General features: G+C 55.4%; 27 protein-coding genes. 13 read left to right on the top strand and 14 right to left on the bottom strand.

What is annotated here, in order from left to right; genetic code table 11:
- The 7 genes from nuoG to VEV40_RS19550 form a co-directional block, all read right to left on the bottom strand.
- Positions 1-2,217 (bottom strand): NADH-quinone oxidoreductase subunit NuoG (gene nuoG, locus VEV40_RS19580; protein ID WP_324834758.1); only part of this gene is annotated, 2,217 nt, incomplete at its 3' end.
- Between the two features lie 14 nt (positions 2,218-2,231).
- Complete coding sequence (nuoF, locus tag VEV40_RS19575) at positions 2,232-3,539, bottom strand: NADH-quinone oxidoreductase subunit NuoF (protein ID WP_324834757.1); 1,308 nt, start codon at positions 3,537-3,539, stop codon at positions 2,232-2,234.
- On the bottom strand, positions 3,540-4,049 hold the full coding sequence (gene nuoE, locus VEV40_RS19570; RefSeq protein ID WP_324834756.1) for an NAD(P)H-dependent oxidoreductase subunit E: 510 nt from the start codon (positions 4,047-4,049) through the stop codon (positions 3,540-3,542). It abuts the gene before it with no gap.
- Entirely contained in the window at positions 4,050-4,418 is a 369-nt protein-coding gene (locus VEV40_RS19565) for a hypothetical protein (protein WP_324834755.1), read from the bottom strand. It lies immediately after the preceding gene.
- Positions 4,415-5,656 carry an NADH dehydrogenase (quinone) subunit D gene (gene nuoD, locus VEV40_RS19560; protein WP_324834754.1) on the bottom strand — a complete coding sequence of 414 codons (1,242 nt, stop codon included), beginning with the start codon at positions 5,654-5,656 and terminating at the stop codon, positions 4,415-4,417. The genes VEV40_RS19565 and nuoD overlap by 4 nt, the downstream gene beginning before the upstream one ends.
- Positions 5,656-6,150 carry an NADH-quinone oxidoreductase subunit C gene (locus VEV40_RS19555; RefSeq protein ID WP_324834753.1) on the bottom strand — a complete coding sequence of 165 codons (495 nt, stop codon included), beginning with the start codon at positions 6,148-6,150 and terminating at the stop codon, positions 5,656-5,658. The genes nuoD and VEV40_RS19555 overlap by 1 nt, the downstream gene beginning before the upstream one ends.
- A 59-nt stretch (positions 6,151-6,209) precedes the next feature.
- The gene (locus tag VEV40_RS19550; protein WP_324834752.1) at positions 6,210-6,617 is read right to left on the bottom strand and encodes an NADH-quinone oxidoreductase subunit A; all 408 of its coding nucleotides are present in this window, start codon (positions 6,615-6,617) and stop codon (positions 6,210-6,212) included.
- Positions 6,618-6,746: 129 nt separating this feature from the next.
- On the opposite strand from VEV40_RS19550, the gene VEV40_RS19545 reads away from it, so the two are divergent.
- From VEV40_RS19545 to VEV40_RS19520, 6 genes are all read left to right on the top strand, one after another.
- Positions 6,747-7,151 (top strand): hypothetical protein, encoded by a 405-nt coding sequence (locus VEV40_RS19545; protein WP_324834751.1) that lies wholly within the window; start codon positions 6,747-6,749, stop codon positions 7,149-7,151.
- 55 nt (positions 7,152-7,206) lie between these two features.
- On the top strand, positions 7,207-7,338 hold the full coding sequence (locus tag VEV40_RS19540; protein ID WP_324834750.1) for a hypothetical protein: 132 nt from the start codon (positions 7,207-7,209) through the stop codon (positions 7,336-7,338).
- A gap of 286 nt (positions 7,339-7,624) precedes the next feature.
- Entirely contained in the window at positions 7,625-7,846 is a 222-nt protein-coding gene (locus tag VEV40_RS19535) for a hypothetical protein (RefSeq protein WP_324834749.1), read from the top strand.
- 124 nt (positions 7,847-7,970) lie between these two features.
- Positions 7,971-8,186 carry a sulfur carrier protein ThiS gene (thiS, locus tag VEV40_RS19530; RefSeq protein WP_324834748.1) on the top strand — a complete coding sequence of 72 codons (216 nt, stop codon included), beginning with the start codon at positions 7,971-7,973 and terminating at the stop codon, positions 8,184-8,186.
- Positions 8,186-9,064, top strand: coding sequence for a metallophosphoesterase family protein (locus VEV40_RS19525; RefSeq protein ID WP_324834747.1), 879 nt, complete (start codon positions 8,186-8,188; stop codon positions 9,062-9,064). The genes thiS and VEV40_RS19525 overlap by 1 nt, the downstream gene beginning before the upstream one ends.
- Before the next feature lie 321 nt (positions 9,065-9,385).
- Complete coding sequence (locus tag VEV40_RS19520; protein ID WP_324834746.1) at positions 9,386-11,197, top strand: pyrrolo-quinoline quinone; 1,812 nt, start codon at positions 9,386-9,388, stop codon at positions 11,195-11,197.
- A gap of 24 nt (positions 11,198-11,221) precedes the next feature.
- On the opposite strand, the gene VEV40_RS19515 is transcribed toward VEV40_RS19520, so the two are convergent.
- Both VEV40_RS19515 and VEV40_RS19510 read right to left on the bottom strand, forming a co-directional pair.
- Entirely contained in the window at positions 11,222-11,620 is a 399-nt protein-coding gene (locus VEV40_RS19515; RefSeq protein WP_324834745.1) for a nuclear transport factor 2 family protein, read from the bottom strand.
- Between the two features lie 71 nt (positions 11,621-11,691).
- Positions 11,692-12,744, bottom strand: a complete 1,053-nt coding sequence (locus tag VEV40_RS19510; protein WP_324834744.1) for a 3-deoxy-7-phosphoheptulonate synthase — start codon at positions 12,742-12,744, stop codon at positions 11,692-11,694.
- A gap of 237 nt (positions 12,745-12,981) precedes the next feature.
- Between VEV40_RS19510 and VEV40_RS19505 the strand changes: the two genes are divergently transcribed.
- Together VEV40_RS19505 and VEV40_RS19500 are read left to right on the top strand one after the other, a co-directional pair.
- Positions 12,982-13,854 (top strand): ferritin-like domain-containing protein, encoded by an 873-nt coding sequence (locus tag VEV40_RS19505; RefSeq protein ID WP_324834743.1) that lies wholly within the window; start codon positions 12,982-12,984, stop codon positions 13,852-13,854.
- A 124-nt stretch (positions 13,855-13,978) separates the two neighbouring features.
- A complete protein-coding gene (locus tag VEV40_RS19500; RefSeq protein WP_324834742.1) occupies positions 13,979-14,350 on the top strand; it encodes a VOC family protein in 372 nt (123 codons plus the stop codon).
- 1 nt (position 14,351) lies between these two features.
- Here the strand turns inward: VEV40_RS19500 and VEV40_RS19495 are convergent, their stop codons facing one another.
- From VEV40_RS19495 to VEV40_RS19480, 4 genes are read right to left on the bottom strand one after another with little or no spacing between them, the layout of a single operon-like run.
- Positions 14,352-15,023 carry a heme exporter protein CcmB gene (locus VEV40_RS19495; protein WP_324834741.1) on the bottom strand — a complete coding sequence of 224 codons (672 nt, stop codon included), beginning with the start codon at positions 15,021-15,023 and terminating at the stop codon, positions 14,352-14,354.
- Complete coding sequence (gene ybaK / locus VEV40_RS19490; protein WP_324834740.1) at positions 15,020-15,499, bottom strand: Cys-tRNA(Pro) deacylase; 480 nt, start codon at positions 15,497-15,499, stop codon at positions 15,020-15,022. The genes VEV40_RS19495 and ybaK overlap by 4 nt, the downstream gene beginning before the upstream one ends.
- Positions 15,496-16,158: a heme ABC exporter ATP-binding protein CcmA gene (gene ccmA, locus VEV40_RS19485; protein WP_324834739.1), complete on the bottom strand. Its 663-nt coding sequence runs from the start codon at positions 16,156-16,158 to the stop codon at positions 15,496-15,498. The genes ybaK and ccmA overlap by 4 nt, the downstream gene beginning before the upstream one ends.
- A 50-nt stretch (positions 16,159-16,208) precedes the next feature.
- Positions 16,209-16,664 (bottom strand): cytochrome c maturation protein CcmE, encoded by a 456-nt coding sequence (locus tag VEV40_RS19480; RefSeq protein WP_324834738.1) that lies wholly within the window; start codon positions 16,662-16,664, stop codon positions 16,209-16,211.
- 189 nt (positions 16,665-16,853) lie between these two features.
- Here VEV40_RS19480 and thiC point away from each other — a divergent pair, with 189 nt between their 5' ends.
- The 5 genes from thiC (at position 16,854) to VEV40_RS19455 (ending at position 22,816) form a co-directional block, all read left to right on the top strand.
- Positions 16,854-18,344, top strand: a complete 1,491-nt coding sequence (thiC, locus tag VEV40_RS19475; RefSeq protein ID WP_324834737.1) for a phosphomethylpyrimidine synthase ThiC — start codon at positions 16,854-16,856, stop codon at positions 18,342-18,344.
- Positions 18,345-18,517: 173 nt separating this feature from the next.
- Positions 18,518-20,617: a glutaminase family protein gene (locus VEV40_RS19470; protein WP_324834736.1), complete on the top strand. Its 2,100-nt coding sequence runs from the start codon at positions 18,518-18,520 to the stop codon at positions 20,615-20,617.
- A 329-nt stretch (positions 20,618-20,946) separates the two neighbouring features.
- The gene (locus VEV40_RS19465) at positions 20,947-21,225 is read left to right on the top strand and encodes a type II toxin-antitoxin system ParD family antitoxin (RefSeq protein ID WP_324834735.1); all 279 of its coding nucleotides are present in this window, start codon (positions 20,947-20,949) and stop codon (positions 21,223-21,225) included.
- Positions 21,222-21,524, top strand: a complete 303-nt coding sequence (locus tag VEV40_RS19460; protein ID WP_324834734.1) for a type II toxin-antitoxin system RelE/ParE family toxin — start codon at positions 21,222-21,224, stop codon at positions 21,522-21,524. Before VEV40_RS19465 ends, VEV40_RS19460 begins: the two co-directional genes overlap by 4 nt.
- A gap of 278 nt (positions 21,525-21,802) precedes the next feature.
- Positions 21,803-22,816 carry an MBL fold metallo-hydrolase gene (locus VEV40_RS19455; RefSeq protein ID WP_324834733.1) on the top strand — a complete coding sequence of 338 codons (1,014 nt, stop codon included), beginning with the start codon at positions 21,803-21,805 and terminating at the stop codon, positions 22,814-22,816.
- A 954-nt stretch (positions 22,817-23,770) separates the two neighbouring features.
- On the opposite strand, the gene VEV40_RS19450 is transcribed toward VEV40_RS19455, so the two are convergent.
- A partial coding sequence (locus tag VEV40_RS19450; RefSeq protein WP_324834732.1) for a hypothetical protein occupies positions 23,771-24,833 on the bottom strand: 1,063 nt, incomplete at its 5' end.

Genomic DNA, 24,833 nt, shown 5'->3' with positions numbered 1-24,833 from the left:
CTTTTCCGGCTGGTCGGCGCCAGTCAGCAGCTCAAGACGCGAAACGTTATAACTCGGCACCAGCCGCTGAATCTCATCGAGGGTTGCAAACGGATCGAAGGGGCTGAGCTTCGGCTCCAGATGGTTTGCCGCAAGCCAGACCGCGTGACGATCCGCCTCGCCTGACTGCGCGCCGCGCGATTGTCCCATGTCAGCTCGAACTCCGCGGCCAAAGGGAACCAGCTTCTTTGGATCGGCGCCCAAGCGGTCTGCCAGACGCACAATCAACTCAAAGTCAGTACGAACGCCCGCCTTGTCTGCAGCCTTTTTTACAAGCTGTATATCGCCATAAGTGTTCGTGACCGTCCCGGCCTTCTCATACAGGTTCGCCGCAGGGAAGACCACATCGGCTAGTTGCGCCGTTTCGGTCAGAAACATGTCCTGCACAATAAGAAACGTGTTCTTAAGCGCTGCAGGGTCTACGCCATAGCGTGACACCGGGTTTGAGCCGACTACATAGAGAGCCGCAAGATCGCCGCTCTGTGCAGCATCGAACATCTGCAGCAGATCGAGTCCAGTGGTCTTCGGCATGGCCGCGTCGTATTCATCGGCAAAATGAGCCGCATCGCTGACTGGAACATAGCCAGGCAAAAGGTCTGGGAGGAGGCCCATGTCCGCTGCGCCGCGTGAGTTAACGTAATCGCCCAGCGCGACAAACTTTGTATTCGGCAGCGATAGGCCGAAGTCCACCAGCGCCTGAATATCGCGTCCGCGGTATTCCGACCCAAAGATGATTACCAGCGACTCTTCCTTGCGAATCGCGTCGCGGAAGATGGCTGTCTTGTCGTCTGATGGGATAGCGTCGTCGTTTGCGGCCAGATACTGTACGAGCGAAGAATAGCCATCCTGCGGAATCTGCAGGGATGCTTTTGCCTGACGTCGCAGCTTGATCTCGGCATGGTTGGCGATGTAGAGGCGCGAACGATGCAGGCGCACATTTGACCGCAGGTTCCATGCCAGGGCCGGATGCTGCTCGGTCGGGTTATTGCCGAGCAGCAAAATGGCCGGAGCTGCTGCTGTGTCGCGCAGAGACGCTGTCAGAGAAACGGATGCGGGTGCCCCATGTCTCGCCTTTGAGACATGGGCTCCAAGAGCGGAAGCAAAGGAAACATAATCGGCCGTCCGGTGATGATCGATGTTGTTGGTGCCCAGGACGGTTCGCGCGAACTTCTGCAGCAGATAGGACTCCTCATTTGTCGTCCGGTTCGAGCCGATCACGCCAATCGACTGCCCGCCCTTTGCCTCGCGAATCTCGCGCAGCTTGTTCGCGGCAAAATCAAGCGCCTGGTCCCAAGTCACTTCCGTAAATTTGCCATCGGACTGGCGCACAAGTGGTTTGGTCAAGCGTTCTTCACGATTGGCAAAATCAAATGCGTAACGGCCCTTGTTACACAAGAAGTCGCCATTAATGCCGCTCTTGTCGCGATTATCGCCGCGAATAATCTCCGTGCCATCCTTTACGCTGCGCACACCGAGTGTTGTCTTGCAGCCGTCGCCGCAGTGTGTGCAGATGGTGGCTACGTGGTTCATCTCCCATGGCCGCGTCTTATATCGGTATGTCCCCGAAGTAAGTGCGCCGACCGGGCAGATGTCGATGCACATACCGCATTCTTCGCAATTCAGATGGTCTTGGCCATTAGGCGCGATGACCGCGCCTACCCCGCGATTCTGAATCCCAAGCGCCCATACATCCATGCCTTCGCCGCAAACGCGAACGCAGCGGTAACACAGAATGCAGCGCGGGCGATCAAAATAAACAACTGGTGACCACTGTTGCTCCTCGCGGTGCTGCTTGATTTCTATGTATTTCGATTCAGCCGCGCCATACTTGAAGGTCATGTCCTGGAGTTCGCACTCGCCGCCCGCGTCGCAAACTGGACAGTCCAGCGGATGGTTCCCGAGTAGAAGTTCCACTGTCGCCTTGCGCGCCTGCTTGATCTCGTCCGTTTCGGTATGGACGATCATGCCCTCGGTAACGGGGGTGGTGCAGGCCGTCTGCAGCTTCGGCATCTTCTCGATGCGCACCACGCACATGCGGCATGCCGCCTGCAGCGAAAGATTCGGATAGTAGCAGAACGCCGGAATTTCAATGCCCGCTTTTTTGCAGGCGTCAATCAGCAGCGTCCCGGCCGGCGCGGTCAGCTTCTTGTTATCGACTGTGAACGTTACCTCAGCCATTTCTTCCTGATCCTCTATACCAGCGCCAGCTCTTCGTGTTTCGCATATGGGCAAGGCTTGCCATTCAGGTGGTCTTCAAATTCATGTCTGAATTTCTTAATGAACCCAATCGTGGGCATCGCCGCGGCATCGCCTAATGGACAGAACGTGCGGCCCAGCATGTTCTCAGCGAGATAGCGGATGTTGTCCAGGTCTTTATCGATACCTCCGCCGGCATGGACGCGTCCAATCGTCTTCTTCAGCCAGTCCGTCCCTTCGCGGCAGGGAATGCACCAGCCGCAACTCTCATGCTGGTAGAACTGGATTGTGCGCAACGCGAACTCCACCATGCATGTCTGGTCATCGATTACGACGATACCGCCCGACCCCAACATGCTTCCAGCCTTGCCCACTTGGTCAAAGTCCAGGCCTATGTCGATTTCCTTCGGCAGAAGTACTGGAGTCGATGATCCGCCGGGAACTACAGCTTTCAGAGTGTGTCCGCCGCGAACACCGCCGCCTACTTCGTAAATGGCCTTCTTCAGGTTGTAGCCCATCGGCAGTTCATATACGCCGGGATTGTTTACATGCCCGCTAATGCCAAATAGACGCGTTCCGCCATTGCGTTCCGAGCCAACCTTCGCGTACGCCTCGCCGCCCATTAGTAGGATGTGTGGCACGCTGGCAATCGTCTCAGCGTTGTTGATAACCGTCGGTCCGCCATACAAACCCACTACAGCAGGGAATGGAGGCTTAATGCGGGGAACGCCGCGCTTGCCTTCGAGCGATTCCATCAGGGCCGACTCTTCGCCAACCTCGTATGCGCCCGCGCCCGTCTGCGTGACGATGTCAAAGTCGATCCCAGATCCGAAAATGTTCTTGCCGAGAAAGCCCTTCGCATATGCGTCGGCAACGGCCTTCTCCATGATCTTCAGCAGGTAGCGATATTCGCCGCGCAGATAGATAAATCCCAGCTTCGACCCGATGGCCAGCCCGGCGATCATGGTGCCTTCAATTACGGCATGAGGATCGTGTAAAAAGATGACGTGGTCTTTGCATGTTGCTGGTTCGCTCTCATCGCCATTCACGAGGACATACTTCGGGCGGTCAGCCTGCTTCGGAACGAAGGACCACTTCAAGCCGGTAGGGAAGCCGGCTCCGCCACGGCCGCGCAGGCCGGAGACCTTCATCTCGTTAATGATCCAGTCGAGGCCTTTCTCTATCGCTTTCTGCACCGCCTCGTAGCCGTCCAGCTCGATGTACTTGTCGATATCCGTGGCGCCTTGTCCAAAGCGTCGGGAGATAATCTTTACCTCATCGGGATGGGAGACGAGTCTCGGCATTTACACTGTCTCCTTTGCGCGTCCGGCTTTGTAGTCATCGAGAATCTGGTCCATCTTTTCCGGCGTCAACTCATCATAGAAGTCGTAATTGATCTGCACCGCAGGCGCCCAGCAGCACGCTCCGATGCACTCCACTTCCTCAAGAGAAAACAAGCCGTCAGAAGTCACTTCTTTGTGACCGATGCCGAGCCGCTTCTTGCAGTGATCCAGGATGCCGTAGCCGTCGCGCAACATGCAGGAGATGTTCGTGCAAACCTGCACGTTGTACTTGCCTGCAGGCTTGGTTCGTAGCATGGAGTAGTAGCTGAGCACATTGCGCACATCGAGTTCAGTGATGCCAATGCGCTGGGCGATCTCAGCGACGACGGCGTCCGAAATATAGCCAACCTCATCCTGCGCATAGAGAAGCATGGGCACAAGCGCCGAGCGTTTCACCGGATACAGAGTCACCAGGCGATCAAAGCGCGCCGCCGTAGCAGGTGAAAAAATTGTGGTTGCAGAGGTGCTCATCTAATCCTCGTCAAAAACCTTGGTGGTAAAAGCCTCAGCCGCAATTTCCATCTCAACCGCGCCGTGGCGGTCACTGAACGTCACCAGGCTGTCAGCCGCAATACGGAATTCGCCGTTTTTCAACCGTCGTTCCGGCCCAGGCTCATCCTCGTATATTGTCCACTGGCCCGCGCCTGTGTGCGCGTTGAATTCAATGACCAGAATCTTTTTCTCTTCGCGGACTGTGAGACGACCTTCTACGCCATCATCGACAAAAGCGCGGCCCTCAACTCTGCCCAGATCATGCGCTGCAACATACGAACGCACCAGAGAAACAAACGATATCCAAAGCTCAGTAAAAACCTGTTGGTCGCCGACAGCCGTGCTCACCTGTCGATCTCTCCCAGCACAATGTCGATAGACCCAATCACTGCGACCACGTCCGCAATCAGCCGCCCTTCGCACATTGTCTGCAGCGCCTGCAGGGTCGCAAATGAAGGGTTCCGCATGTGTACGCGATATGGTTTCGCAGTTCCGTCACTGACAGCAAAGTAGCCCATTTCGCCGCGCGGCGATTCCACCGCCTGATACACCTGTCCGGCGGGTACAGTGAACCCTTCAGTCACAATTTTGAAGTGGTAGATGAGCGACTCCATCTGGGTCTTCATCTTCTCGCGGTCGGGCAGGACGACGTGCGGAGCATTCGCCGTGATAGCCCCTTCCGGCATTCCGGCCAGGGCCTGCTCGACAATCTTCACCGACTCGCGCATCTCCTGAATGCGGACAACATACCGCGCCCACACATCGCAGTCGTTTGAAACCGGCACGTTGAACTGGAACTTCTCGTAGCTTGAATACGGCATGTCGCGCCGCAGGTCCCAGTCCACGCCGGAGGCGCGCAGCGGCGGTCCGGTCACGCCCAGCGCAATCGCATCTTCCGCGCTCAGATGGCCCACTCCTTTCAGCCGGTTGACGAAGATAGGATTGCCAGTCAGCAAGTTCTCGTACTCGTCAATCTTTTCCGGCATCCGCTTGATGAAGGCTTTAACGCGATCAAAGAAGTCGAGCGGCGGCTCCAGCGCCAGCCCACCCACGCGGAAGTAGGAGGTCATCATGCGCTGTCCGGAGACATGCTCGAAGATGCGCAGGATGTCTTCGCGCTCACGGAAGCAATAGAGAAAGACGGTCAGCGCGCCAATGTCCATGGCGTGTGTGCCCAGCCAGACTAAGTGCGAGTTCAAGCGTGTCAGCTCATTCAGCAGCACGCGCAGCCATTGCGCGCGGTCCGGAATCTCCAGTTGCAATAATGTTTCGATGGCCAGGCAATATGCCAGATTGTTAGTCATCGGGCACAGGTAGTCGATGCGGTCCGTCATCGGAACGACCTGCTGGTAGAACTTCGCTTCGCAGGTCTTCTCAATGCCCGTATGCAGGTACCCGATGTCCGGGACTACTTTCAAAACGGTCTCCCCGTCAATCTCGATCACCAGGCGCAGCACGCCATGCGTTGAAGGATGCTGCGGTCCCATGTTCAGGACCATCGTGCGGTCCTTCGCGCCTTCTTCCGGACGCGGTTTGATCAGCGTCGAGGTCTCTACAAATTGCGCCAGTTCGGGCCTTGCAGGCATCAGCGATAGCCCTCCACGGGATAATCTTTGCGCAGCGGATGGCCATCCCACTCTTCCGGCATCATGATGCGGCGTAACTCGGGATGCCCATGAAAGCGCACGCCGAAGAGGTCCCACACCTCGCGTTCATAGTAGTTTGCTGAAGGCCAGATGGAAGTAATGCTGTCAATGGAAGGATCAATACTCTCGACTGGAGAGATAAGCCGCACGCGGTCTTTAAGTCCATGCGAAAGGATATGGTAGGTCACCTGGAAGCGGGGTTCGCTGGGATACCAGTCCACGCAGGTCACGTCCTCAAGAAAGTTATAGCCCGCATTTTTCACCGCCTGGCACGCGCCGCGAATTTCATCGCGCGCAATGGTGACCGTCAGCTCCTTGAGATGGTATTTTGCGTCGAGAACGGCAGTGGTGTTCCATGCCAGCAGGGAACTAAGCGCCCGATTCTCCGGCAGGGCAGCGCGCACAGCATCTTTCCCTAGTACAGCTGAGTCCATCGAGTCCTTACTTTGCAATGGGGCCGCAGCAGGCCCGGGCTAGAAGTTCTACTGAAAGGCTACAAATCGCCTTTATCGGAAGACCAGTCGAGAATGCCTTTTTTCGCAATGTAGAAGAAGCCAACCAGCACAAAGCCGATATATACAAGCATCTCCCAGAAGCCGAAGAGCCGCGATCCGACAATCTTTGGCAGGTCGCGGTAGATGACCGCCCACGGCAGCATGAAGACAGCTTCTACATCGAACAGGATGAAGAGCATCGCCACCATGTAGAAGCGAACCGAGAAACGTCCCCTCGCGTCGCCTTCAGCAGGAACGCCGCACTCATACGCGTCCAGCTTGGCTTTGGTGTTGCGATGCCGCCCCAGAAACCACGAGGCCGTCACCATACCTATGCCCAGTCCGCATGCGGCAAGGATCTGCAATAACATCGGGACGTAGTTCCAGAAGTAGTTCGCGCCCTGCATCTCTTATCGTTGAAGCCTCTCTTTAGAGAGTAGATTCTGCATCATGCCGCCGTCAAGGAAGAGCGCTTATTTCCAGCAAATCCATCGCGGTCTCTTTCCGCAATTTCTGAGATTGCCGAGGTCGATGCCTTGGTTCTGCACATCCTGTCCGCCGAGGCCGAGGACGAGGTCAAGCGCATCAGGACACGCATCCGCGAAGCTCTGGCCGCCAAGAAGCGCAGAGGCGAGAAGGTCGGCAAATCTGGGCGCGCACTCAAGGCGATGCAATGGAAGGGCGCGGACGCCAGCGCCAAGGCGAGGCGGGGAGAAAGAAGCAGCGGGATCAAAAACCGAAGCACATTTTTGATTTTCGGGTGCACGGATGGATTTATTCTGTTGACCGAGAAAATCTACGAGGAGGTAGTGAATGCGAGTCAAAGCTTTGTCGATTGTGGGTTTCCTGGCGTGGGGCATTGGGGGCATTTCAGCACAGTCAACTACAACAATGAAGGGCTTCATCAGCGACGAAAACTGCGCCAACAAACCTTCCCTTAGGGACGATACCGCATGCGTCAAAAAATGCGTGGGGAGAGGATCCCCGCCTGTTCTGGTGAGCGATGACAAGGTCTATAAGATTAAAGGTAAAGTTGACGCCGCCAGGGATCTGGCTGGCGAGAACGTTACGATTACCGGGACTGTGAATGGTGACACAATTACCGTCACATCTGTGGAGAAATCGTAAAGCCTGAACAATTTATTTTGCGGACTGCTGTATCCGAGCCACAGGTGCCCCCGTCTATTTGTGTTTGTTCAATGAATGGCTTCGTCCGTTCGGGGATGCTTTTCTTTGCGGATTTTCTCGTAGACCGCTCGCGCTTCTCTTCACTTCTCCCTTACAGCGAGAATGTGCAGATCGTCGTTCCAAAAACGGCATAGCTGTTTCAGTTTGGAACACAAAACGTTGCAGACTCACAGACCCCTGTTGTTTCATCAGCGCACGCCGATAACCTGCGTTGAAGGAGCAGCCTATGAGCACTCTTAGTCACATGTTACCGCCTACGCAGGTAAAGCGCCTCTCATTGGTGCATGGCTATATTTCTGTAAGCTCAGAAGCGCTTACTGAAGAGCCCCCTTTTCGGGAGGAAACCGGACTGGGCACAATGCGCGGCCTTGTCTTCGCGGTACTCTGCGACATCATTCTTGCCGCAATCGCCATTGCAGGTTGGCAGCTTTGGCGGTTGTTCCGTTAACAGACGCATTGCTCTACAAGCAGAAGCTGTCGCTCTGAGCGCAGCGAAGGATCTGGTTCCTGGCACTTCACAACCGCTGTCTTCAACAGTAATAGCACATGCTGCCCTCTGATAACCTCAAGCCATGCAGCTTGTTATTAACGGTCAAAGGAGAGAATTCACCGAACTCACTGCTAGTGCGAAAATCTCTGACCTCATAACAACTTTGGGCCTTAAGAACGACCGTGTGGCCATTGAGCAGAACGGTGAGATCGTTCCCCGGTCCTTCTGGGCAGAAACTCCACTTCAATCGGGAGACAAGCTCGAAATTGTGCACTTTGTCGGTGGCGGACGGCGCTGATGCGCGTGTGCCTGTCTATATGCGCCTGTGTTGCTTTCAACTTCTTTGTGCAGGCGCAAATTCCGCCGCCCATCGGTCCCACAATCACCGTTCCCGGAATTACCTGGGGCGCTCCTATCAAGTTGGTCGTGTACGGTGACACCCGATTCACTGATCCATCCGATGTCACTGACACCAATCCAAAAGCCCGGCAATTTTTGGCAAAGCAAGTGGCTGATGAGAAGCCCCTCGCTGTCTTCCTCACTGGCGATACACCTTTCACGGGAGCCGATCCTGCCGACTGGAAGGTCTTTCAGCAGGAGACATCTGCGTGGCGCGAAGAACATCTCTATATTTTTCCAACAACCGGCAATCACGAAACGAAAGGCGGCGCGGCTGCTGGAATTGCCAACTATCTCGCTAATTTTCCGCAATTAAAGGGCTGCCGCTACTACTCGGCGCAGATCGGGAATCTCTACCTCATTGCAATTGATGTGACCCAGTACAACTACAAGCAATCGCCACAAGGCAGATGGTTTCAGTCGCAACTCGAGCACATTCCGCCAGGTATCGACTTCGTCTTCATCATGGACCATATGCCCTGGATGGCCGACCTGCAGAGCCAGATCGCTGCCGGCCTTCCCGGGCCAAATGAACTTGCGCTGCGCGATCTGGTCGAAGCGGAAGCGGAGAAATCGCGCGCAAAATTTATCGTGCTCAACGGCCACATCCACAACTATGAGCGATTCGAGCGTAAAGGCATCACCTACATCATCTCCGGCGGCGGAGGCGCAAAGCCTTATCCCATTTCGTGCGTGGCGATGAGGAACTTTACCGAGAATCCGATCCGAAGAAATCGCCACCGCTCATCAACTACAACTATGTGGTCATTCAGATAGAAGGAAAGCGTGCCGAGGCGAAGATGTACCGCGTCGCCGACCCGTCCGCGGAAAAGTTGTCTGTCGAGCTATGTGACGAATTCCTTCTCGATAGGAAATAACCTGCACGAGTCACTTTTGCTCTTTCAAAAACTGTGTCTGATAGCTACTTGTTAGAGCACTATCGCGATGTCATAGTGAAGAATCATGTGCAATACCTCGCGATGGAGGCTGCTTCCTGCCGGGTTCTCCTGTATATTCCTGCTTTCACTCGGAGCCTGCGGAAGCCACGAAAACAAGCCCCAACCCGACTTTACGTTAAGCACATCGACCACGAGTCTTATGTTGACCGCAGGTGCCAATGAGCAAACGGTTGTAATCGCCAGTACTGCGCTCAATGGGTTTTCCGGAAAGATCAATGTAACGCTTTCAGGATTGCCATCCGGGGTGACTGCAAATCCTTCATCGTTAAGTCTGAGTCCGGGCACGCCGCAGAACATAACGCTGACGGCAGCAGCAAATGCCGCCATAGGAAATGCTACCGTTACCTTCACCGGAACTTCGTCTGCAATCACTCACGCGATCACGCTGACGTTAACCATAAATGCTGCGCCTGTGCCGATAGCAGGCATGGACGCAACTACCTACCATTACGACAATGCACGCGACGGCCTGAACGCCAGCGAGACTACGCTGACTCCTGCAAATGTCAACTCCTCGACCTTTGGCAAAATCAATTTCTTCCCAACTGATGGCAAAGTCGATGCCGAGCCGCTTTATTTGTCTCAGTTGACCATCAATGGTGCCTCCCACAACGTCCTATATGCCGCATCGGAGCACGGTAGCGTTTACGCTTTCGACGCCGATACAGACGTAACACTGTGGCAAGTTTCTACACTGAAGTCGGGCGAGACAACCAGCGACGACCACGGCTGCGGCCAGATTTCTCCCGAAATCGGCATCACCAGCACACCAGTCATAGATCGAGCGCTCAGCGCTATCTTCGTCGTCGCTATGAGCAAAGATCAAAGCGGCGCATACCATCAGCGGCTGCACGCTCTCAACCTTACCAGCGGCGCGGAGATGGAAGGTGGCCCTGTCGAAATCACGGCGTCCTATCCTGGTAGCGGCTATGGCTCGCAGAATGGCATGCAGGTTTTCGACCCCGGCCAGTATGCGGAACGGGTCGGCCTTCTGCTGATGAATGGGTCCATCTTCCTGGGCTGGACATCGCACTGCGACGAAGACCCTTACACTGGTTGGCTCATGATGTACAACGAGACCACGCTGCAGCAGACCAGCGTGCTCAACCTCACGCCTAATGGCCCGACAACGCCGCACTTCGAAAACGGTGAAGGCTCCATCTGGCAATCCGGCGCCGGACTCGCCGCAGATGCGCAGGGCAACGTCTATTTTCTTGATGCCAATGGCAGCTTCGATACCACTCTGAACAGCGGCGGCTTTCCCTCACAAGGCGATTTTGGCAATGCCTTTATGAGGGTTTCCACGGCGAACAACAAACTGGCTGTCGCCGATTACTTCAACACCTACAACACGGTCAGTCAGTCCACCAGCGACCTCGATCTGGGATCCGGCGGTGTTTTGCTGCTGCCCGACGTAACTGATGTCACCGGTGTCACCCGGCATCTCGCAGTCGGCGCTGGGAAGGACGGCAATATTTACGTTGTTGACCGCGATAAGATGGGCAAGTTTAACCCCTCGTCCAATAATATCTATCAGCAGGTTCCCAACGTGTTGGCCAGCGAATTCGGAATGGCTGCTTACTTCAACGGAACCGTCTACTACGGCAGCATCAACAGCAAACTTCAGGCGTTCACGTTGCAATCCGGCAAATTGAGCACGACTCCATCCAGCCAGACATCCATTGCTTATACCTATCCAGGAACCACACCTGGGATCAGTGCCAATGGCACACAGAACGGCATCATCTGGGCAATCGAGAATACCTCGCCTGCCGTCCTCCATGCCTATGACGCAACCAATCTAGCGAAAGAGCTTTACAACAGCAGTCAGGCATCAAATGGACGCGATCAATTCGGCAATGGCAACAAATTCATCACACCATTGATCGTCAATGGTAAGGTCTTCGTCGGAACTCCGAATGGAGTCGCCGTCTTTGGGTTACTTCATTGATGGATATCCGGGCCACAATAGTCTCTACGACTGGCCTCGGACAGAAAAGCGGCTTGCCACTTCTTCAAGACCCCAATAAACAATGCTCCGTCGAATGAACCCATTTGAGGTTTCAAAGACTTCAACAGTCAAGCCGGGCTGCTTCGCAAATACACCATGCTTTCGGTGGAACACGACTAATCCATACGGTCTTTCGATTACGTCCTCGACTTCAAACCGAAGATTCGGGAAGCGCTCAAGAGCGCGGCCATAGAGTTCGCGGATGGCTGCTTTCCCGCTGACTCGTCCGTTCGAACCTGGCAGGCTGACAAGGACCGCGGGGCTTACAAACTCCGCATCATCGGCATAGTGACTCATCAAAAGGTCCAGGTTGCCAGTATTCCATCCCTCCAGCCAGTCTTGAACAAGTTGCAAATGCTTCATGACGTTTTCCGTGATCAGATATCGTTCGGAACCGGTGGTTTTCCTCAGTTCCCATTCAGGAGTATGGAATTTTATCGCCCCGCCCGTACCGCAACTGCCAGCTCTCCCAGCAACCCGTGGGTTTCCTTCCAGTCAATGCAGGCGTCAGTGATGCTCTGCCCATATGTAAGGGCCTTTCCGTTTACCAGATTTTGCGCCCCTGCTATCAGATTGCTTTCCAGCATCACTCCCATGATGCGCCGGTCGCCCGTCCCGACCTGCGCGGCTACCTCGCGGCATACCATGCCCTGTTTCCTGTGGTCCTTGCCGCTGTTCGCATGACTGCAATCGATCATGATGCGTGGCTGCACGCCCGCCCTCTCCATCTGCTCAGAGGCGGACGCGACAGAAGCCGCATCATAATTCGTTGTCTGTCTGCCGCCGCGCAGAATCATGTGGCAATCCGGATTTCCCGCCGTAAACAAAATCGCCGACTGGCCATTGGCCGAAGTCCCCAGAAATGTATGCGCGTGGCCGGCTGAAACAATCGCCTCAATCGCAATCTGCACATTGCCTGAAGTGCCATTTTTGAATCCCACCGGGCATGATAACCCCGATGCAAGCTGTCGGTGTACCTGGCTCTCCGTGGTACGCGCGCCAATCGCACCCCAGCTCACTAGCTCGGCCACATATTGCGGTGAAATCATGTCCAGAAACTCTGTTCCTGCTGGTACACCCATCTCGGCCAGGTCGAGCAACAGATGGCGTGCCAGTCGCAAACCGTCATTGATACGGAACGATTCATCCAGGTGTGGGTCGTTAATCAGACCCTTCCACCCCAGCGTTGTGCGTGGCTTTTCAAAATAAACGCGCATTACGATTCGCAGTTCTTTGCCAAACTCGCCAATTGCCCCCTTGAGCAGCCCCGCATACTCGCGTGCCGCCTTTGTGTCATGAATCGAGCAGGGTCCAACCACGACCACCAGCCGCGAATCCTTGCCGTTCAAAATGTCGATAATCTCATTGCGGGCCTGAAAAACAGTAGCTGAAGCTGCTTCGGTAACGGGCAGTTCTTCTTCAAGAAATACCGGTGGAAGGACGACTTTCGTCGCCCTGATACGCAGATCGTTTGTGGTGTAGCGCATGGGTCTTATTTTTAATGTAACAGTGTGTGCTTTGCAGAACAGAACATCGGCATATTCGAACCAGATGCCGTTCTTCACGCCTTATAAATTTCACGAAACACCAAAAAAATATTCCGGTTCCTACAATCCATCTCTCAAGCGCGAACGTACCTTACACGCCAGGGAGTTGAGCAGCAAGTGAAATCGGGCCCGATACCGCTCCAACTCACTTGGGAAATCCCCTGAGGAGACGCAAGTATGGACTTGTTCAAAGGTTCGGACCTCATCATCCCGACCGACGAGAATGCGGCCGGCATGTCACGTAGATCATTCTTCAAGCGCGCTGCGGTTGCGGGCGCCACAAGCGCGTTCGCACTAAGCGGGCTCACCAGCCTGGCTGTTGCGCAGGACAGAGAAGACGCGGACCATGATTATGGCCGCGACCACGACAATGACGACCCGAAGAAGCGCGACCGCGACATCCTTGTTGCCGCGCAGATCGCGGAAGCGTTGGCTGTCACCACCTACACCAACATCATCGATCTCGCTCCGTTTTTCCCGCACATCCCATCCGACGATCAGGGCTACCTGATGGCAGCCCGTCAAGAGGAAATGTCGCACTACCTGCTGGAGCAGTCGGTGACCGACCAGTTCACGCCTTTCAGCTCATTTTTTTATCCCCACAAAATGTTCTCCGACTCACAGACCACGCTAAACACGCTTGTTACGCTGGAGGACGCCTTCATTGCCGCCTATCTCGTGGGCGTGCGCAATTTCAGCACGCGTGAGTTGCGTGTCACCGCGGCCCGCATCATGGGCATCGAAAGTGACCACCGCACGCTCGCGCGCGTGATAGGCCCTGATGTTGCGGCACAAGATGGCGGCCCAATCGAGACCATCACCGGCGCGCAAGGTGTCGCCGAGAGTGTCGATCCGCCCAACAACAACGGCTATGAAAGAACACTATGCTGGACTCACATCGACCAGGCGCTCGCCGCATTGATGCCCTTCGTTGACAAAAATGCAGCTATGAAAGCCGGATTCGATACTTCTAGTTCATATCAGTTCGAACCCTTTAATCCGGTTCTACCGAATCCACTGGGGGAATTCATTTCCTTCAAAGGTTGTTAAGCAGAGAGGCCGCGACGCGGTGGGTTGCGGCCTTCAACAAGCAATGATGGCTTGGAATGGCCCTCAATTGCGCCTTTCTTCGATGCGTGCTAGAAAAGCCGCAAGACTTTGAAGGAGCCATGCCATGTCACCAACCGTTCGCAACGGAAAAATCTGCTATATCGAGATACCCGCCACTGACGTGGCCCATTCATCCGATTTCTACAGCAAAGTCTTTGGGTGGAATATGCGCACGCGAGGAGATGGGGCAACGGCATTCGACGATTCCATCGGCGAGGTTAGCGGCGCATTCGTGCTCGGACGGCCACCCGCATCACAGCCCGGTTTCATGATCTACGTCATGGTGGACAGCGTAGCCGCGACTGCCGAGGCAGTCGTCACAAATGGAGGCGAGATCGTCCAGCCCATCGGCGCCGACGCGCCAGAGATCACCGCCCGCTTCCGTGATCCCGGTGGGAATGTAGTTGGTCTCTATCAGGAACCAGCTCAGACTTAAGCTACTCCGCGTGCAGCACGATCTCGAAAAGCAGCAGGCAGATGGTCGTATAAATCACGTCATACCCGGCCAGCAGCTTGATCCATAACCCCGGGTCGGACTCGCCTGTCAGAATTGCACTTGCGCCAAGCACCATTGCCAGCAACGCCGGAATAAACAGTGGAAAAAGAATCAACGGCAGCAATAGCTCGCGATTCCGTGTGCGAATCGAAAGCCCAGCAAAAAAGGTTCCATTCGCCACCAGTGCCCACGTCCCCAGCGGCAGCACCAGAGCCAGCAGCCAGCCGTTCCCCAGTGCATGCAGGTTGTAAAAGATAATGAAGACAGGCGTAAGAATCAGCTCAACCACGGTTACAAATAGAAAGTTGGCCAGCACCTTGCCCAGAAAAAGCGATGCTGCAGGAGCAGGCGTCATTCGCTGCGCGTCCAGTACATGATGCCTCAACTCACGTGCCCACGCCTGGTTGAGCGCGGACACAGAGGCAAACATTGTCGCCACGCACAGAATCCCGCCCGCAATCTGCCGCGATGACTCACGGGTGGGGTCAAAAGCCAGGCTGAAGAGCACCACCACCAGCAGCGCAAAGAAAAGCATCGAGTTGATGGCGTCCTTCGACCGCCATTCCAGCCGTAGGTCTTTCGCCAGATGGGTAACGAAGTAGGGCCGCTTCACGACGAATGCTCCTTTGTCAGGTCAACAAGAGTGGCCCTTGAAGCGCGAATGTAACCAGCAGCTGAAAGAACGATCTGCGTACCGCGCACGCCGGCAGAAACTGAAATTACATCGAACAGTTCCAGCGTCTCGTCGGCATAGACAGGAAAGTCCTTTTTTGCTCCAAAGACAGTTACACCCCCGCGAATGTATCCAGTGAGCGGTTGAATCTCTTTGAGAGAAACCATCTCAGCTTTGCGCGCTCCGGCTGCAACGGCAAGCTTCTTGAAATCCAATTCAGCATTGCCGGGAACGACTGCAAACACATGTTCCTTGTCGCTGGTGACGCAGAGCAGCGTCTTGAAGACCTGCTCCGGCGGCAAACCAATCTTTTCCGCAACCAGAATTGCCGAAAAATCCTCGGTATCTAGTGCATAATCGCGCAGTTCATAATGAATGCCGAGCGAATCGAGATAGCGGGCAGCGTTAGTCTTCATGCGTGGATCGCCGCAGTCTGCACTTTTTCTAGGATGGTGCTCACGCTCCCTGCAGTAAGCGTGATCAGTGAATCAGCAAGCGGCTCGGCCAGTTCGCGCTGGTGTGTGGTCAGCACAATCGTCCGTTGCCCAGCCCTGATTCCAGCCAGCAGATCAAGCATCTGGTGCGCGCTGCCAATATCCATGTTGGAAAAAGGCTCATCCAAAAGCAGCAATTCTGGCTGAGAAAGCAGCACGCGAGCGAGAGATGCCCGCTGCCGCATGCCTTGCGAATACTGCCCGACAGGACGCTTGAGCGCAGGATCGAGTCCTACTGCGCGCAAGGTCTCTTCCGGAGCAAGGCACGTCTGTGTACGGTACAAATCGGCGAAGTAGCGGAGATTCTCGACGGCTGTGTACTCGTCGTAGAGCATTGGAGCGTGGCTCATATATCCAATGTGGTCGCGAGCGTCGTATGGCGCGTTGCCCAGCACGGTCACCGTTCCATAAGTAGGCCGCAATAATCCGGCCAGTATGCGGAGCAGAGTAGATTTACCCGCGCCGTTTTCACCGAGAAGCACATAGCAGCGGCCAGCCTCAAGCGTAAGCGAAACCTTGCGCAGGGCGGCAAATGCGCCGTAGAGCTTCGAGACTGTTTCCAGTTGCGCGGTAATGGGCATGTGCAGAAATCAGTTTACAAGCCCCGTCTCTTGTAAAACCGATTTCGGCATCAATGCGATGGAACGACTGCTGCAGTGTTTGCAGGCGTAGCCGTCGGAGTCTGGCCCGGCTGGGCAGGAGCATACTTCGACGCGCACTTGGCCTGAAGCTGCGTGGCATGAAATACCCCATCGTGGCCATACGTGCCGATGGCAAGCGCCTGAGCGTTGTCCTTGAAGGTGTCCGGCGGCGGCTCGTCGCCATTGTAGGAAACGTGCAAAGTGCGATCATTCTCGACCAGCACAAAATCTGCATCCGACCCTTTGTGCTGGATCGAACCGGGTTGCACGTTCCCAGCAACGCGCAGGTGGCGCGTATAGGCCTTGTTGCCCATCCCCTGCAATTCCTGAATCGTGACGTAGTAGCTCTTGTTGGCCTGCACTCCGCTGATTGCCAGATAAATGATGGCCCCAAGAATGACGACGATAGCAATGCCGATGCGCGTGCCCTGGTTCGTTTTTTGCATGATTGCAATTATTCTACTGCCAGTCTGCAAGTAAGGGTGCACCCACGTCTCGAAGAGATGTGGGTGGGATGAATCCCTTTGAACCAAAGTCTGGCGTTTCCGGAAGTTTATAATCTCCTTCAGGATTTATCCTGCATTTATCCATCATCTAACTACGAAATTATCCATTTTTCATCTGCGAGGGTAGATATGAGCGGCAACGGCAACAGCACTCTTCACAGCGATTCAGAAGTGAACGTAACACAGGAAATTCTGAAGCCCCGGGCGGAATGGATTGCCAAACGCAAGGCCGAAGTTGCGCGGACGGGTGACACGAATGTCTCGCAGATGCACTTTGCGCGACAGGGCAGAATCACCGAAGAGATGGAGTTTGTCGCAAAACGCGAAAATCTTCCGGCCGAACTCATCCGCAGCGAAATCGCCGCAGGCCGTCTCATCATCCCCGCCAACATCAACCACCCAGAACTGGAACCGATGGCAATCGGCGTCGCCTCAAAATGCAAGGTTAATGCGAACATCGGCAACTCAGCCGTGACCTCGAACATTGACGAGGAACTGCGCAAGCTGCACATGGCCGTCCAATTCGGCGCGGACACTGTAATGGACCTGTCGACGGGTGGCAGCATCCCCGAAATTCGCGAAGCCATCCTGCGCCACTCCCCTGTCCCCATCGGAACAGTGCCGATCTATGAAGCGCTCAATCGCGTCAAGAAACTCGAAGACCTGAATATTGATGTCTATCTCGAAGTCATTGAAGAACAGGCGCAGCAGGGGGTGGACTACTTCACTGTCCACGCTGGCGTGCTCATTCAATATGTCCCGATGGTGGCAAAGCGCATTACCGGCATCGTCAGCCGCGGTGGCGCGATCCTTGCCCAGTGGATGACACACCACCACAAGCAGAACTTTCTCTATGAGCACTTCGACCGCATCGTTAAGGTCATGGCGAAGTATGATGTCAGCTTCTCGCTCGGTGATGGCCTGCGCCCCGGATGCGTTGCCGACGCCTCCGACGAAGCGCAGTTTGCCGAGTTGAAAACACTGGGCGAACTTACTGCCAAAGCATGGGAGAGCGACGTGCAGGTCATGATCGAAGGTCCCGGCCACGTGCCGCTCGACAAGATCAAGGAGCAGGTCGACAAGGAAATCGAGTACTGCTTCGGGGCGCCTTTCTACACATTAGGACCGCTCGTCACCGACATCGCACCCGGCTATGACCACATCACCTCAGCCATCGGAGCAGCTATGATCGGCTGGCACGGCGCGTCCATGCTTTGCTACGTCACGCCAAAAGAACATCTCGGCCTGCCTAATGAAAAAGACGTGAAGGACGGCATGATCGCCTACAAAATCGCCGCCCACGCCGCCGACGTTGCCCGCCATCGCCCCGGGGCGCGCGATCGCGACGACGCTATCAGCTACGCCCGCTACACCTTCGACTGGGAGAAGCAGTTCGCTCTTTCGCTCGATCCGGAAACGGCGCGCTCGATGCACGACGAGACTCTGCCCGACGACTACTACAAGGAAGCCGCCTTCTGCTCCATGTGCGGGCCGAAGTTCTGCTCGATGAACTGGTCAAGCAAAGTCGACGAGTTCAACAAAACCGTGCACGGTTTGGAGAAGGCTGACTTGAGTAGTCTGGTAACACTTCAGGCACAGCAACTGGCAGGCAAGAACTAAAATGGTTAGATTTACACGATTGTCATCCTGAACGAAGTAAAGGATCTGTTTTCCCTGCTGGGTGAGTAAGGCCAGAGCGCATCAAAAGCAGATTCTTCACGTTGCTCAGGATGACACATTTAACCTCCGCATGGAAGCGTTTACACCGCCTCCTGAATATGTAATAAGAGGGAATGCCATCTTTCCGCTCCCGGCCTGCCACGCTGAAGTTTTGCTGCGCTTCAATCCTGTTGTCCCTGACTGCTCAACTTGCTCCAGCGCAAGAGCCTGTGACCGTCCGCACTCCCGCTACCCCGCTTGTGCTGCACGACCCCTACTTCAGCGTCTGGTCATTCGACGATGAACTGACCTCAGGCCCTACACGTCACTGGACGGGAACTCGCCAGCAGATGACCGGGCTCGTGCGGGTTGATGGAAAAACGTTCCGCTTTATCGGCGACGAAAGAGATATTCCTGTGCTCAAGCAGGCTTCGCGCGCGATCTGGCCAACTCGTACCATCTACGACTTTGAAGGCGCCGGAATCCACCTGACTCTGACCTTCTTCACGCCCGCATTACCGCAGGACCTCGACGTGCTCTCGCGCCCGGTGACTTATGTGAGTTGGGACGTGCGTTCGATAGATGGACAGCCGCACGCCACTTCGCTCTATTTCGATGCCACATCGCAGCTAGCGTCGAACACCGGTGACGACACGGTCGTCTGGGGGCGCGAGCGCGTGGGCGACATGCAGGCCCTCCGCGTGGGAACCAACGCGCAGCCTGTGCTTGCCAAGTCAGGTGACAATTTGCGTATCGATTGGGGCTGGCTCTATCTGGCCGTCCCGCCGCAGCCCGGTGTGGACACCGCAGCCAGCAGCTACGAAGCCCGCGAGCAGTTCGCCAAGGACGGGTCGCTTCCAGCAAGCGACGATCTTGACATGCCACGCGCGGTGAAGCATGGCCTGCCACTGCTGGCTGTGCGCTTCGATCTGGGCGGCGTTGGCAGCGCTCCGGTTTCGCGCCGGGTGCTGCTGGCGTATGACGATATCTACTCCATCGAATACCTCAATCGCCGCCTGCGTGCCTACTGGCGTCGCAACGGCATGACCACGGCAGAGATGTTGCAGAAAGCCGAAGCCGATGAGCCGTCGCTGCGCCAGCGCGCTGAAGCCTTCGACAAAGAGCTGGTCTCCGATCTGGAGCATGAAGGCGGCTCGCACTACGCGCAACTGGCGACCCTTGCTTATCAGCAGACCATCGCTGCGCACAAGCTCGTCGCCGATGTGGATGGCACGCCGATGCTCTTCTCGAAAGAGAACTTCAGCAATGGCTGTATCGATACCGTCGATGTTACTTATCCATCTGCGCCGTTCTTCCTGTTGCTCAACCCTGCACTGCTTCAGGCGCAGCTTGAGCCGATGTTCGCCTATGCCAGTCTGGCTCGCTGGCGCTGGCCCTTTGCGCCGCACGATCTCGGCACCTATCCGCTGGCCGATGGACAGGTCTACGGTGGCGGCGAGCGCACTGAGGAAGACCAGATGCCGGTGGAAGAGAGCGGCAACCTCATCATCCTGACGAACGCGCTTGCCCATGCGCAAAATTCAGGCGATTTTGCGCAAAAATACTGGCCTTTGCTGACAAAATGGGCCGAATATCTCAAGGCAAAGGGCCTCGATCCTGAGAACCAGCTCAGTACCGACGATTTCGCCGGACACCTGCCGCACAACACCAATCTCTCGATTAAGGCCATTGAGGCGCTCGGCAGCTATGCGCAGCTTGCCGACCGTCTCGGCAAGAAGCAGGAAGCAGCCGAGTACCGCAAACTCGCCGAGCAGATGGCCGCCAAGTGGAACGACATGGCCCTCGACGGCGATCACTACAAGCTGGCCTTCGATCAGCCGGGCACCTGGAGCCAGAAGTACAACCTGGTCTGGGACCGCGTGCTCGGGCTGCATCTGTTTTCGCCCGAGATCGTCAATACCGAGCTGGCCTTCTACATGAAGCACCAGAACGCCTTTGGCCTGCCACTCGACAACCGCAAAACCTATACCAAGCTCGACTGGATCGTCTGGACCGCAACCCTGAGCAGCAAGCAGAGCGACTTCGTCGCGCTCACCGATCCGCTCCATAAATACATGACCGAATCGCCGACGCGCGTTCCGTTGAGCGACTGGTTCGAGACGACCGACGGCAGACAGGTCGGCTTTCAGGCCCGTTCCGTTGTGGGCGGCGTCTACATCAAGATGCTGGCCGATCCGCAGATGTGGTCTAAGTGGGCAGGGAAGGCGAGGTAGCTACCCCTCCCCTCATTTTGTACGAAGATCTTTTAGTTTCAATCGTTTACAGTGCGCATTCTATACGGGGATCCTTTGTTTTCAGCAGTTTACGGATGCAAGTAAAAAGGCATGGCCCGTGAGCCATGCCTTTCTGTGCTTCCACGGTAATTATAACAGGCTTGCAGGTAATTTCGAATGGAAGGTCAGCACTTCATGTTACTGATATTATTTAGCTTATCTATTGAATTGCTAAAAGGACTTGACAAGGATTTTTCTCGTCTGCGCAAAGCAAGTGGGTATGGCAAAGTTTGCCAATGAGGTATAACATTTCTTCAGGAGCATGGAATATGCCTACCCGCAACGTCAGCCTGACAGATGAACTCGATAAGTATGTCGAAGCGAGCATCAGGAGCGGCCAATACGCGAATGCCAGCGATGTCATCCGGGCGGCGATTCGCGCACTGCGCCAATCAGAGGAAGAGGACAAAGCAAAAGTCGAGTCTCTACGCGCAGCGATTCAGGAAGGGTTTGACAGCGGGATTTATGAGGGCGATCCATGGGAGCGCGTAGACGAGTTGATCCGTCAACACGCGTCGCAAGACCATAACGAAAGACGCAGTGCTTGAGCGCATACCGTCTATCGAACAAGGCCTTAGAAGATCTGTTGGTCATCATCTCGTATACGCTCGACAGGTGGGGCATAGAGCAGGCGCAGAAGTATCGCGACGCTTTTTATGAGGGCTGTGAGCTCATCGGCAAAACTCCGGGGATAGGACGGACATGCGATCCGTTAGGGCGTGGTTTACGCCGCCTGGAGCAGGGAAGGCACATCGTTTTCTACAGGCTTGTGGGCGACAAAGTCGTTATCAGCCGGATTCTCCATCAGAGAGTACTTCCATTGCGCGAGTATTTCATCGATGGCTGATATTCCATCGTTAACTTCGGGACTCAGCTTGAGTTGAATGATCCCATGTCTCTGCGAGACATGGAGCACCCGGCACCCGGCGAAAGGATCGGGCACCCGCGCAGCATGGGCGGGCCTTAGCCCATGATCATGAGGCGTAGACCTAAAACATCCAAATTGCAGGCAGCGCGTGAGTGCACTAACACACTTGACATAAGTCGGCCACACTACTCAAATGGCGAAGATTGCGACGACTGCGCACCAAACGAGGCCCCACAAGCAGTTAGGAGGGATGCATTATGAGGATTAAGACTGGCTCTTCGTGTGTAAGCCTGCTGCTCGCCGGCGCATTCGTCACTGCTGGCCACGCGGCACAGGATCCGGCTCAAGCGACGCCGGTCGCGGCCGCCAATCACACGACGCGCCTCATTCTGCTCGGCACGGCAGCCGGCCCGATTCCACGCGCGTTACGGTCCCAGCCTGCCAATCTGTTGATTGTCGATGGAAGACCATACCTCATCGACGCCGGCAACGGCGTCGCACGACAACTGGTCATGGCTGGCTTCGAGCCCGCCGACGTGCGTTACATCTTCATCACGCACCACCACATCGACCACAATGCGGACCTCGGAGCCCTCATCTCGTTCGACTGGGCCGAGGACTATCAGCGCAATGCTGCCTCCGCCCCGCCGGTGCAGATCTACGGTCCCCCATCTACAACCTTCCTGGTGCAAGCTGCGCTCGACTATCTTAGCGTCGCGGAGCGTATCTTCAGCGCGGGAATGCCGATATTTCCGGCAAAAGGCCGGTTCCAGGCCCATGACATCGACCATGACGGCCTGGTCTATACCGACGACCGCGTCCGGGTGACGGCGACCGAGAATACGCATTTTCATAAGCCGTCCTCCTCCCCCACCTACGGCAAGGACAGGTCCTACTCCTATCGCTTCGACACGCCAGACCGGTCGGTCGTCTTCACGGGCGACACTGGCCCAAGCGAGGCTGTGACCAAGCTGGCCGAAGGTGCGGATGTCCTGGTGACCGAGATCGAAGACATCGAGACCATGATGAAGACCTTCACTGGTAAGATGACGAAGCCACAGGCGGACGCCTTCCGCGCTCACCTCGAGCTGGAACATCTGACGCCAGAAGCGGTCGGCAAGATGGCCGCAGCGGCCCACGTCAAGTCTGTCGTACTGACCCATTTCACTCCCGACGAAGACGTTCCAACAGACGCAAGCAGCTTCACGAAGGGTATCCGGAAGTACTACGACGGACCGGTCATAGCTGGGCGCGACCTATTCGAGTATTGAGAGCACTGGTTGCCGCGACAACCCCTCCAAGGCAACTCAAGGCCGAGATCATGGCGGCCCTCAAAAGCTCGTTGACTCGCCCTGCATTACGGCAATCTCGTCACATATCTGCGCATCAAAGGCTTCGTGCCGTCCGTGGGATGGTTTTGATGGTGTAGCGGCGAGTCTTCTTTCAAGATCGGGAAGGCAAATAAAACCCCACTCAAGCCAATATCAGGCTTGAATGGGGCACCCGCTCAAGATGCAGAGCATGACCTAGCGGTTCTGAATCCTGGCGGCAATCCCTTTACTCCCATCTCTCGCATGATCTCCACGCCTCCCAATGGCGAGACATTTATCGAAAATAGGCATCCAGGGACCCTATGCCCTCGCACATTTAGGTTGCGAAGTGGCGATCATATCTTCACGATCGGACATCCTATGAGGGATTTTCGGGAGGTTACTACTCATGTGATTATTGCTTCATTGGAGCCAGTAGAGGAAGACGTTTCAGGTGCCTTGCGAGGGACCTATCTCGTCAATATGCTAATAAATCATGGAAATAGTGGCCGGTATTTACTGATAGTGGCTGTGTTATCGGTGTAGCGGATTCAATCGAGCTGCGCGCAATCGAAGCAGTTGGGTCAGACAGAAAAATAGTCCCTTACTCTCCAGCCCTTCCTGTCACGGCACCTGATGGAAAGCCTATGACTGGGGCAGACGGAAAGCCATTACCGGTGAGACTTGAATACAGTGCAGGACTCGGGAGCCTAATCCCACAACAATATGTCGCTGAATTGTTGGATTTTGCGGGAGCACACAGTATCCACACTGGTGAACCTCCTCATTCTGCGCCTCCGAAAAAGCCTTATGAACCTTTAAGTGATCTTGAGGTGGACGATCTATGTATCTGGACTGCACCACTCAAGCCAAAATCAGGCTTGAGTGGTGCATCGGCACCCGGCATCCAGCTAGCTAGGGCAAACTCTTGTATGTTCCTGGCAACAGGTTCTTGCAATTTACAACACTAGCGTTTGCAATGTTCAGCGTCCCGGCAATTTGTGAGCTGGAATCGCAGAACAGATCGGTTCCATTTGAGCCGATAACTGTCAACGGATTGCTCGGGTCCGCGGTGGCAGTGGAGAGGTTCACGACGACTAACCCTCCATGAGCACTACCTGTAATACTGGAGCCACCGAGTTCCGCGTGGGAGTTATTGCTCACGACGACGCCCTGATTCTGACTGCCGGAGACAACCAGGTCAGAGCCTGCGTTGAGAGTCGATCCGTTGTTAACTAAAACTCCTCCCGTATCGCCTCCTCCCGGTTGACCAGCGTTCGTTATGAGAAGTCTGGCGCTCTCCACGTTGAGCGATGAGCCATCAGTCACAATCGCGCCGTTAGAGTTTGTGCCCGATGGGTTGTCAATGATGACGTCAACACTAGAGGCCGAAGAGTCAAAATTAACCAAGTCAACGCTCCCGCTCGCGTTAATGTTTATCCCCTGTTGCATGTCACGAATCGTAATTCCCTGCATGGTGACGTGGCCCGAACTGACCAAAAGGCCGGCATTGAAGTTGCCGTTCGCCGGTCGATGCAGCAGGCCGTTCACGATGTGAACGTCGGATTTATCGAAAGCTGAAACAGCGGCAAATCCGGATGTCAGGTTAACCTTCATCCGCACAAGCCACACCTGGCTCGCCTCATAGACCCAAACTCCCCAGGACCCGTCCGCAGTTATGTCGCTGAGCAGAACATCTGTGCTGCCACCTCCAATTCCGATGCTCGAAGTAACGGTCGGCTGCGAGTGGACGGCGAATCCAGAAAAGGTAATACTTCGTGAAGCCTTCACAGATAATACGAAGGAGGGACTGGTTGGCGGTTGTGTGGCTGGTTGCTGAATGGTGGCGCCGTTCACGCCTTTCAGCGTCAACCCGGTGAATCCGTCCACAAGAACGTATTCCGTGCAGGTTCCAGTGAATGTCACGGTTGCTGGTATGAATTTTTCCATCTTGGCAAGCGTGCGGTTCAGCGATTGC

The sequence above is a fragment of the Alloacidobacterium sp. genome, assembly GCF_035631355.1.
Taxonomy (GTDB): domain Bacteria; phylum Acidobacteriota; class Terriglobia; order Terriglobales; family Acidobacteriaceae; genus Alloacidobacterium.
This window is presented reverse-complemented; position numbering and strand designations above follow the sequence as displayed.

What these genes read in the sequence shown, in the direction of transcription:
- nuoF (WP_324834757.1), bottom strand. Translation starts at nt 3,539, where the DNA reads ATGCCGAGACTCGTCTCCCATCCCGATGAGGTAAAGATTATCTCCCGA.
- nuoE (WP_324834756.1), bottom strand. Translation starts at nt 4,049, where the DNA reads ATGAGCACCTCTGCAACCACAATTTTTTCACCTGCTACGGCGGCGCGC.
- nuoD (WP_324834754.1), bottom strand. Translation starts at nt 5,656, where the DNA reads ATGCCTGCAAGGCCCGAACTGGCGCAATTTGTAGAGACCTCGACGCTG.
- VEV40_RS19555 (WP_324834753.1), bottom strand. Translation starts at nt 6,150, where the DNA reads ATGGACTCAGCTGTACTAGGGAAAGATGCTGTGCGCGCTGCCCTGCCG.
- VEV40_RS19550 (WP_324834752.1), bottom strand. Translation starts at nt 6,617, where the DNA reads ATGCAGGGCGCGAACTACTTCTGGAACTACGTCCCGATGTTATTGCAG.
- VEV40_RS19535 (WP_324834749.1), top strand. Translation starts at nt 7,625, where the DNA reads ATGAGCACTCTTAGTCACATGTTACCGCCTACGCAGGTAAAGCGCCTC.
- thiS (WP_324834748.1), top strand. Translation starts at nt 7,971, where the DNA reads ATGCAGCTTGTTATTAACGGTCAAAGGAGAGAATTCACCGAACTCACT.
- VEV40_RS19525 (WP_324834747.1), top strand. Translation starts at nt 8,186, where the DNA reads ATGCGCGTGTGCCTGTCTATATGCGCCTGTGTTGCTTTCAACTTCTTT.
- VEV40_RS19520 (WP_324834746.1), top strand. Translation starts at nt 9,386, where the DNA reads ATGTTGACCGCAGGTGCCAATGAGCAAACGGTTGTAATCGCCAGTACT.
- VEV40_RS19515 (WP_324834745.1), bottom strand. Translation starts at nt 11,620, where the DNA reads ATGAAGCATTTGCAACTTGTTCAAGACTGGCTGGAGGGATGGAATACT.
- VEV40_RS19510 (WP_324834744.1), bottom strand. Translation starts at nt 12,744, where the DNA reads ATGCGCTACACCACAAACGATCTGCGTATCAGGGCGACGAAAGTCGTC.
- VEV40_RS19505 (WP_324834743.1), top strand. Translation starts at nt 12,982, where the DNA reads ATGGACTTGTTCAAAGGTTCGGACCTCATCATCCCGACCGACGAGAAT.
- VEV40_RS19500 (WP_324834742.1), top strand. Translation starts at nt 13,979, where the DNA reads ATGTCACCAACCGTTCGCAACGGAAAAATCTGCTATATCGAGATACCC.
- ybaK (WP_324834740.1), bottom strand. Translation starts at nt 15,499, where the DNA reads ATGAAGACTAACGCTGCCCGCTATCTCGATTCGCTCGGCATTCATTAT.
- ccmA (WP_324834739.1), bottom strand. Translation starts at nt 16,158, where the DNA reads ATGCCCATTACCGCGCAACTGGAAACAGTCTCGAAGCTCTACGGCGCA.
- VEV40_RS19480 (WP_324834738.1), bottom strand. Translation starts at nt 16,664, where the DNA reads ATGCAAAAAACGAACCAGGGCACGCGCATCGGCATTGCTATCGTCGTC.
- thiC (WP_324834737.1), top strand. Translation starts at nt 16,854, where the DNA reads ATGAGCGGCAACGGCAACAGCACTCTTCACAGCGATTCAGAAGTGAAC.
- VEV40_RS19470 (WP_324834736.1), top strand. Translation starts at nt 18,518, where the DNA reads ATGCCATCTTTCCGCTCCCGGCCTGCCACGCTGAAGTTTTGCTGCGCT.
- VEV40_RS19465 (WP_324834735.1), top strand. Translation starts at nt 20,947, where the DNA reads ATGCCTACCCGCAACGTCAGCCTGACAGATGAACTCGATAAGTATGTC.
- VEV40_RS19455 (WP_324834733.1), top strand. Translation starts at nt 21,803, where the DNA reads ATGAGGATTAAGACTGGCTCTTCGTGTGTAAGCCTGCTGCTCGCCGGC.